General features: G+C 66.2%; 5 protein-coding genes and 1 pseudogene. All 6 read right to left on the bottom strand.

Features of this window, described 5'->3' with window-relative positions; genetic code table 11:
- The coding region (locus EON91_RS05250) for a biotin/lipoyl-containing protein (RefSeq protein WP_292092177.1) at nucleotides 1–359 on the bottom strand (359 nt) is incomplete at its 3' end.
- A 92-nt stretch (nucleotides 360–451) separates the two neighbouring features.
- A pseudogene (locus EON91_RS05245) lies at nucleotides 452–589 on the bottom strand (biotin/lipoyl-containing protein); the annotation flags it as partial.
- A gap of 56 nt (nucleotides 590–645) precedes the next feature.
- Nucleotides 646–3,651, bottom strand: a complete 3,006-nt coding sequence (locus EON91_RS05240) for a 2-oxoglutarate dehydrogenase E1 component (protein ID WP_292092175.1) — start codon at nucleotides 3,649–3,651, stop codon at nucleotides 646–648.
- A 288-nt stretch (nucleotides 3,652–3,939) separates the two neighbouring features.
- Nucleotides 3,940–4,842 (bottom strand): succinate--CoA ligase subunit alpha, encoded by a 903-nt coding sequence (gene sucD, locus EON91_RS05235; RefSeq protein WP_292092173.1) that lies wholly within the window; start codon nucleotides 4,840–4,842, stop codon nucleotides 3,940–3,942.
- Nucleotides 4,843–4,896: 54 nt separating this feature from the next.
- Complete coding sequence (gene sucC, locus EON91_RS05230; protein WP_292092172.1) at nucleotides 4,897–6,087, bottom strand: ADP-forming succinate--CoA ligase subunit beta; 1,191 nt, start codon at nucleotides 6,085–6,087, stop codon at nucleotides 4,897–4,899.
- A gap of 107 nt (nucleotides 6,088–6,194) precedes the next feature.
- Nucleotides 6,195–7,712 (bottom strand): MFS transporter, encoded by a 1,518-nt coding sequence (locus EON91_RS05225; protein WP_292092170.1) that lies wholly within the window; start codon nucleotides 7,710–7,712, stop codon nucleotides 6,195–6,197.
- Between the last annotated feature and the right edge of the window lie 36 nt (nucleotides 7,713–7,748).

Raw genomic sequence — 7,748 nt, 5'->3', positions numbered from 1 at the left:
TCCAGCGAAACCTTGTCGGTCTCCAGCTCGACCAGCATTTCGTCCTTCCTGACCGCATCACCGACCTTCTTGGTCCATTTGGCGATGGAGGCCTCGGAAACGGATTCGCCGAGGGCGGGAGCAGCGGCGGGCGCCGAAGCGGCGGCAGCGCCCGAACCCGAAACCGAACCGATCACCTGGCCCGGCGTCACGGTCGCGCCCGCGTCGGCGGCGATGGTCAGCACGCCGGCGCCCGGGGCGGACACCTCGACCGCGACCTTGTCTGTCTCGATCTCGACCAGCAGCTCATCCTTGGCGACCGTGTCGCCCGACTTCTTGAGCCAGGTTCCGACCGAGCCTTCGGCGACGCTTTCACCCATCACCGGCACCTTGATCTCGACGGCCGAGGCAGCAGCCGCCTTGGGCGCCGCTTCCTTGGCCGGGGCGGCCTTGGTCGCGGCCGGGGCAGCGGCTCCAGCGAAACCTTGTCGGTCTCCAGCTCGACCAGCATTTCGTCCTTCCTGACCGCATCACCGACCTTCTTGGTCCATTTGGCGATGGAGGCCTCGGAAACGGATTCGCCGAGGGCGGGGGTCAGGATGTCGGCCATGGGATGGGTCCAGCGTCTTTTCGTCGGTCAACGTATCGTAGCGATGAAGGCGGGCGTCAGGCCAGCGCCTCGGCGAGGAAGGTTTCTAGCTCTTTCAGGTGTCGGCTCATCAGGCCCGCCGCCGTCGAGGCGGAGGCCGGACGACCGACGTAACGGGCGCGCTTGGCCTTGATGTCCATCTTGTCCAGCGTCAGCTCAATCCATGGATCGACGAAGGTCCAGCCGCCCATGTTCTTGGGCTCTTCCTGACACCAGACCAGGTCGGCCTTGGGGAAGCGCGCCAGCTCGGCCGAGATCGACTTGATCGGCCACGGATAGAACTGTTCCAGACGCAGGATGTAGACGTCGTTCACCCGCGCCTTTTCGCGCGCGTCCAGCAGGTCGTAATAAACCTTGCCCGAGCAGACGATGACCTTGCGGATGTCCTTGTCCGCCTTCAGCGCAACGCCGGCGATTTCCGGACGGGTCTGGGCGTCGTCGCGCAGCACGCGGTGGAAGGAGCTGCCCTCGGCCAGATCGGCCATGGTCGAGACCGCCTTCTTGTGACGCAGCAGCGACTTGGGCGTCATCAGGATCAGCGGCTTGCGGAACGGCCGGTGCATCTGGCGCCGCAGGATGTGGAAATAGTTGGCCGGGGTGGTGCAGTTGGCCACCTGCATATTGTCTTCGGCGCACTGCTGCAGGAAACGCTCCAGGCGGGCGGACGAGTGCTCCGGTCCCTGCCCCTCATAGCCGTGCGGCAGCAGCATGGTCAGGCCGCTCATCCGCAGCCATTTGCGTTCGCCCGAGCTGATGAACTGGTCGATCACCACCTGGGCGCCGTTCACGAAATCGCCGAACTGGGCCTCCCACATCACCAGGCTGTTCGGGTCGGCCAGCGAATAGCCGTACTCGAAACCCAGCACCGCCTCTTCCGACAGGGCCGAGTCGATGACCTCGAACTGGGCCTGGCCTTCGCGCAGGTTGTTGAGCGGGATGTACCGCTCTTCGGTCGTCTGATCGATGATGCCCGAGTGACGCTGGCTGAAGGTGCCGCGCACCGAATCCTGACCCGACAGGCGCACGTTGAAGCCCTCGTCCACCAGGCTGGCGAAGGCCAGACTCTCGGCCGTGGCCCAATCCAGGTTCTGACCCGACTGGATGGCCTCGCGTCGGGCGTCGACGACGCGCTTCAGCGTCTTGTGGACGTCCACGCTGTTGGGAAGGGTGGTCAGGCGCGTGCCCAGGTCGGTCAACTTGGCCAGCGGCACGGCGGTGTCGCCGCGCAGCTCTTCCTTGGGCAGGCTGAGACCCTGCCACTGGCCGTCCAGCCAGTCGGCCTTGTCGGCCTTGAACGTCTTTCCGGCTTCGAACTGCTCGTCCAGGAAGGTCTCGAAACGGGTGAGCTCGGCGTCAACCTCGACCTGGCTGATGACGCCTTCTTCCACCAGACGCTTCGAATAGATTTCGCGCGTCGAGGGCTGGGCGCGGATCTTCGAATACATCAGCGGCTGGGTGAAGGTGGGGTCGTCGCCTTCATTGTGGCCGAAGCGGCGGTAGCAGAACATGTCCACCACCACGTCCTTGTGGAATTTCTGCCGGTATTCGGTGGCCACCTTGGCGGCGAACACCACCGCTTCGGGATCGTCGCCGTTCACGTGGAAGATCGGCGCCTGGACCATCAGCGCCACATCCGACGGATAGGGCGAACTGCGCGAGTTGCGCGGGCTGGTGGTGAAGCCGATCTGGTTGTTGATGACGAAATGCAGGGTGCCGCCGGTGCGGTAACCCTTCAGCCCCATCAGGGCGAAGCATTCGGCCACCACGCCTTGGCCGGCGAAAGCGGCGTCGCCGTGGATCAGCAGCGGCGCGACCTTGGAACGGTCCAGCGCCCACTGGGCCTCGGGCTTGCCGGCGTTGGCCTCGCGGATGTCGAACGCCTGTTTGGCGCGCGCCTTGCCCAGCACGACCGGGTTGACGATTTCAAGGTGCGACGGGTTGGCCGTCAGCGACAGGTGCACGGTGTTGCCGTCGAACTCGCGGTCCGACGAGGCGCCCATGTGGTATTTGACGTCGCCCGATCCCTCGATGTCCGAGGGGACGGTCGAACCGCCCTGGAACTCGTGGAAGATGGCCTTGTAGGGCTTGCCCATGACCGCCGCGAGGACGTTCAGGCGGCCGCGGTGGGCCATGCCGAAGATGATCTCGTCGACACCCAGGTTGCCGCCGCGCTTGATCACCTGCTCCAGCGCCGGGACCATGGCCTCGCCGCCGTCCAGGCCGAACCGCTTGGTGCCGGGGAAGCGCTTGTGCAGGAACCGCTCGAAGCCCTCGGCCTCGATCAGCTTGTTCAGGATGGCCAGCTTGCCTTCACGGGTGAAGGCGTTCTGCTCGAACTTGTCGGCGCCCTCGAACCGCGCCTGCAGCCAGGCCTTCTCTTCCGGTTCGGCGATATGCATGAACTGGATGCCGATATTGCCGCAATAGGTGCGCTTCAGCAGCGTCAGCACCTCGCGGATGCTGCCCGTCTGCAGGCCCAGCACGCCGTCCAGGAAGATCGGACGATCCAGATCGGCCTCGGCGAAGCCATAGAATTCCGGCGTCAGCTCAGGATTGTTGATCGGCTGCTCGATGCCCAGCGGGTCCAGATTGGCCTGCAGATGGCCGCGCACGCGATAGGCGCGGATCAGCATCAGGGCGCGGATGGAGTCATGCGCGGCGGCGCGCACGTCATCGCTCGACAGCGCGGTGGCGCCGGCGGCCGGCGCGGCCGGGCGCGGGCCGGGCTTGCCGGCGGCGGTCTTGGGGTCCGGCTTGGGCGCGGGCCAGCGGCCGTCGAAGACGGCGGTGGCCTCGGTCGGTTCGGTAGCGGTTCCGCGACCCCAGGCGCCCGCGCCGGCGGCCGCCTTCACCACATCGGCGTTGTCGCGCAACTGGTCGAAAAAGCTGCGCCACTCGGCGCTGACCGAGGCAGGGTCAGCGGCCCATTTGGCGTGAAGCTCCTCAATGAAGGCGGCGTTCGCCCCGTAGAGAAAGGAGGTCTCGGCAAAGACCTGGTTCAGCCGGCCGGCATCGTCCGCCATGGTTCTCGTCACAGTCCCTTTGGCCGCGCGCGCACCTCTGCGCGGAGAGCGGCGCGGTTCATATAGGCCGTGTTTCCTTACCGGTCATGACCGAACAGGGGCGAATGCGGAAGAATTTGCTCGAAACAGCAAAGAAAAGGCGCCCCCGGCCAAACTAGGGGCGCCTCCAAACGTCGCAGCAGGCCAAATTCGCCCACATCAAGCGCTCAATCGGGTCAACCGCGCTCAAGCAGCGAGCCGCCGCGCGGCAAGCGATAGCGCCCGCGCGCAGCGCGCGCTGAGGGGCTCTTAGCCCTTCAGCACTTCGACCAGCGTCTTGCCCAGACGCGCGGGCGAGGGCGACACGCGGATGCCCGCCGCCTCCATGGCCGCGATCTTGGATTCCGCATCGCCCTTGCCGCCCGAGACGATGGCGCCGGCGTGGCCCATGGTGCGGCCGGCCGGAGCTGTGCGGCCCGCGATGAAGCCGGCCATCGGCTTCTTGCGGCCCTTCTTCGCCTCGTCGATCAGGAATTGAGCGGCGTCTTCTTCGGCGCCGCCGCCGATTTCGCCGATCATGATGATCGAGGTCGTTTCCGGATCGGCCAGGAACAGTTCCAGCACGTCGATGAACTCGGTGCCCTTGACCGGGTCGCCGCCGATGCCGACCGCCGTGGTCTGACCCAGGCCCTCGTTGGTGGTCTGGAACACGGCCTCATAGGTCAGGGTGCCCGAGCGCGAGACGATGCCGACATTGCCCTTGGAGAAGATGCTGCCCGGCATGATGCCGATCTTGCACTCGTTGGGGGTCAGGATGCCGGGGCAGTTCGGGCCCAGCAAGCGCGACTTGGAGCCTTCCAGCCGGCGCTTGACCTTGACCATGTCCATCACCGGAATGCCTTCGGTGATGCAGGTGATGAAGGGGATCTCGGCGTCGATCGCCTCGATGATCGCGGCGGCCGCGCCCGACGGCGGCACATAGATGACCGAGGCGTCGGCTCCGGTGGCGTCGCGCGCGTCGGCGACCGAGGCATAGATCGGCAGGCTTTCACCGTTCGAGCCGGTCCAGTTCGTACCGCCCTTGGTCGGGTGCACGCCCGCGACCATCTGGGTGCCGTGATAGGCCAGCGCCTGTTCGGTATGGAAACCGCCCGTCTTGCCGGTCAGGCCCTGGACGATAATCTTGGTGTTCTTGTCGACGAGAATGGACATGTTCTAGCTCTGAATAGGTCTGTCAGCAGGGCGGTGGCGAGTGAGGCACGAGCCTCAGCCGACCGCCGCGACGATCTTCTGGGCGGCGTCGTCGAGATCGTCGGCCGAGGTGATGGCCAGGCCGCTCTCGTTCAGGATCTTCTTGCCCAGCTCGACATTGGTGCCTTCCAGGCGCACGACCAGCGGCACCTTCAGGCCCACTTCCTTCACGGCCGCGACCACGCCCTCGGCGATGACGTCGCACTTCATGATGCCGCCGAAGATGTTGACCAGGATGCCCTGGACGTTCGGGTCAGCGGTGATGATCTTGAAGGCCGCCGCGACCTTCTCCTTGCCGGCGCCGCCGCCGACGTCGCAGAAGTTGGCCGGCTCCTTGCCGTACAGCTTGATGATGTCCATCGTCGCCATGGCCAGGCCGGCGCCGTTGACCATGCAGCCAATGTTGCCGTCCAGGGCGACGTAAGCCAGATCCCAGGCCGAGGCCTCGATCTCCTTGGCGTCTTCCTCGGTCTCGTCACGCAGGGCCTTGATGTCCTCGTGGCGGAACAGGGCGTTGCCGTCGAAGCTGACCTTGGCGTCCAGCACGCGCAGGTGGCCGTTCGTCATCACGATCAGCGGGTTCACCTCCAGCATCGCCATGTCGGTCTCGACGAAGGCCTTGTAGAGGATCGGGAACAGGGTCTTGCCGTCCTCGGCCGCCGCGCCGGTCAGGCCATAGGCGGCGTTGATGGTGGCGACATCGGCCTCGGTCACGCCCGTCGCCGGGTCGATGACAACGGTCTGGATCTTCTCGGGCGTGTCATGGGCGACGGCCTCGATGTCCATGCCGCCCTCGGTCGAGACGACGAAGGCCACGCGGCCGTGCTCGCGGTCCACCAGCAGCGAGCAGTACAGCTCGCGCTCGATGTCGGCGCCGTCCTCGATGTACAGGCGGTTGACCTGCTTGCCGGCGTCGGTCGTCTGGGCGGTCACCAGGGTGTTGCCCAGCATTTCCTTGGCGTGCTTGACCACATCCTCGATCGAGAAGGCCAGGCGGACACCACCCTTGGCGTCAGCCGGCAGTTCCTTGAACTTGCCCTTGCCGCGGCCGCCGGCGTGGATCTGGGACTTCACCACATAGAGCGGGCCGGGCAGCTGGCGGGCGGCGGCTTCGGCCTGGTCCGCGCTGGTGATGGCGACGCCGGCCGCGACCGGCGCGCCGAAGCCCTTGAGAACCTGCTTGGCCTGATACTCGTGGATGTTCATGTCGCGCCCGCGCCTGGGAAAGGGTGGAAAAGGTCGGGGCGCTTATAGGCCCCGCCTCTTCGCAGGCGCAACAGTCTGAGCTTATCGAGCCGAAAAGCTGAGGTTCGTTAGTCCACCCAGTCCCGCTTCAGCGTACGCGACGCCCCGATCAGCAGCACCGACGCCATCAGATAGAAGCCCATGCCCGTGTAGATGGCCCAGCGCAGGCTCTCCTCGCCGAAGCGCGGCGCCAGCAGGTCGCTCATCCAGCCGAAATAATAGAAGCCAACCGCCAGCCCCAGCAGGTTGTTGATCAGCAGGAACAGGGCCGATGCGGTCGACCGCATAGGCGCGGGGGCCAGATGCTGCACCGCAGCCGTGATCGGACCCAGCCAGGCCAGATTCAGGCCCGTCGGGATCAGGAAGATCAGGAAGGCCAGGGTCAGTTGCTGCGTATGGCTGCCGCCGCCCGGCAACACCAGGCCGATCAGCCAGGGCGAATTCATCGCCAGGATGAAGCACGGCGCCGAGATCAGGAAGGCGATGGCCGGCGTCAGCGGATAGGCGCCCTTGCCGCGCTTGCCCAGCTTGTCGGCGATCGCCCCGCCCAGCCAGATGCCCAGCAGGCCGCCGATCAGGGCGATGCCCGAATAATACCAGCTGACCTGCTTCAGGCTCAGGTCGAAGCTGCGCATGAAGAACAGCGGCAGCCAACCCGCCACGCCATAACCGCACACCGACGACGAGGCCGCGCCCAGCGCCAGCAACCAGAAGCTTTTCTTGCGCAGGACCACCGAGGCCGTAACCCGGGCGATCATCAGCGATACGCCGATCACCGCGCACAATCCGCCGGCGAAGGCGATGACCAGCGGATTGGCCAGCGCCAGACCCGCGAACTGGATCAGCGCCGCCAGGATCAACAGGCCGCCGCCCAGACCCAGCATGATCAGGGCCGCCGTCCGCCCCAGACCCTTGTCCAGCGCCGCGACCGCGGGTTCGGCCGAAACGGGCCTGGGCGCATCGGTGGCGCCCCGCTTGGGATCGCGCACGGTCAGGCGCAGCAGCGGCGCTACCAGCACCCCCAGCAAACCCACGACGATGAAGGCCGTCCGCCAGCCGTATTCTGCCGCCAGCAGGCCGCCGACCAGCGTCCCCGCCGCCGTGCCCAGCGGAATGCCGAAGGCGAAACCTGCCATGGCCCGCGCCCGCTGATGCGGCGGGAAATAGTCGGCGATCAGCGAATAGGCCGGCGCCACGCCGCCCGCCTCGCCCACGCCGACACCCATGCGATACAGGAACAGTTGACCAAACGACCCGGCGACGCCGCACAGGGCGGTGAAGCCGGACCAGACCGTCAGGGCGCCGGTCATGATCCAGACCCGGCTGAACCGGTCCGCCAGCCAGGCCAGCGGAATGGCCAGCGTCGAATAGACCGAGGCGAAGGCGATCCCACCCAGCAGGCCGAACTGACTGTCCGACAGGCCGAACTCCGCCTTCAGCGGCGCGGCCAGGATGCCGATGATCTGCCGATCCAGGAAGTTCAGCATGTAGATCAGAATCAGCACCGCCAGGACGTAGAAGCTGTAGCCCCCGCCCTGTTTCGGGGTGTCCTGCGGCGCGTTCACGGTCGCCTCCACCTGGCTCATCGACGTCCCTCTGGTCTTGTTTGTTGCGGCGACGCT

The organism is Brevundimonas sp., assembly GCF_004210735.1.
In the GTDB taxonomy this organism is placed as follows: Bacteria; Pseudomonadota; Alphaproteobacteria; order Caulobacterales; family Caulobacteraceae; genus Brevundimonas.
Note: the sequence above shows the minus strand (reverse complement) of the source record. Positions and strands in the feature narration are given on the sequence as shown.

Coding starts and splice junctions, on each gene's coding strand:
- EON91_RS05240 (WP_292092175.1), bottom strand. CDS start 3,651: ATGGCGGACGATGCCGGCCGGCTGAACCAGGTCTTTGCCGAGACCTCC.
- sucD (WP_292092173.1), bottom strand. CDS start 4,842: ATGTCCATTCTCGTCGACAAGAACACCAAGATTATCGTCCAGGGCCTG.
- sucC (WP_292092172.1), bottom strand. CDS start 6,087: ATGAACATCCACGAGTATCAGGCCAAGCAGGTTCTCAAGGGCTTCGGC.
- EON91_RS05225 (WP_292092170.1), bottom strand. CDS start 7,712: ATGAGCCAGGTGGAGGCGACCGTGAACGCGCCGCAGGACACCCCGAAA.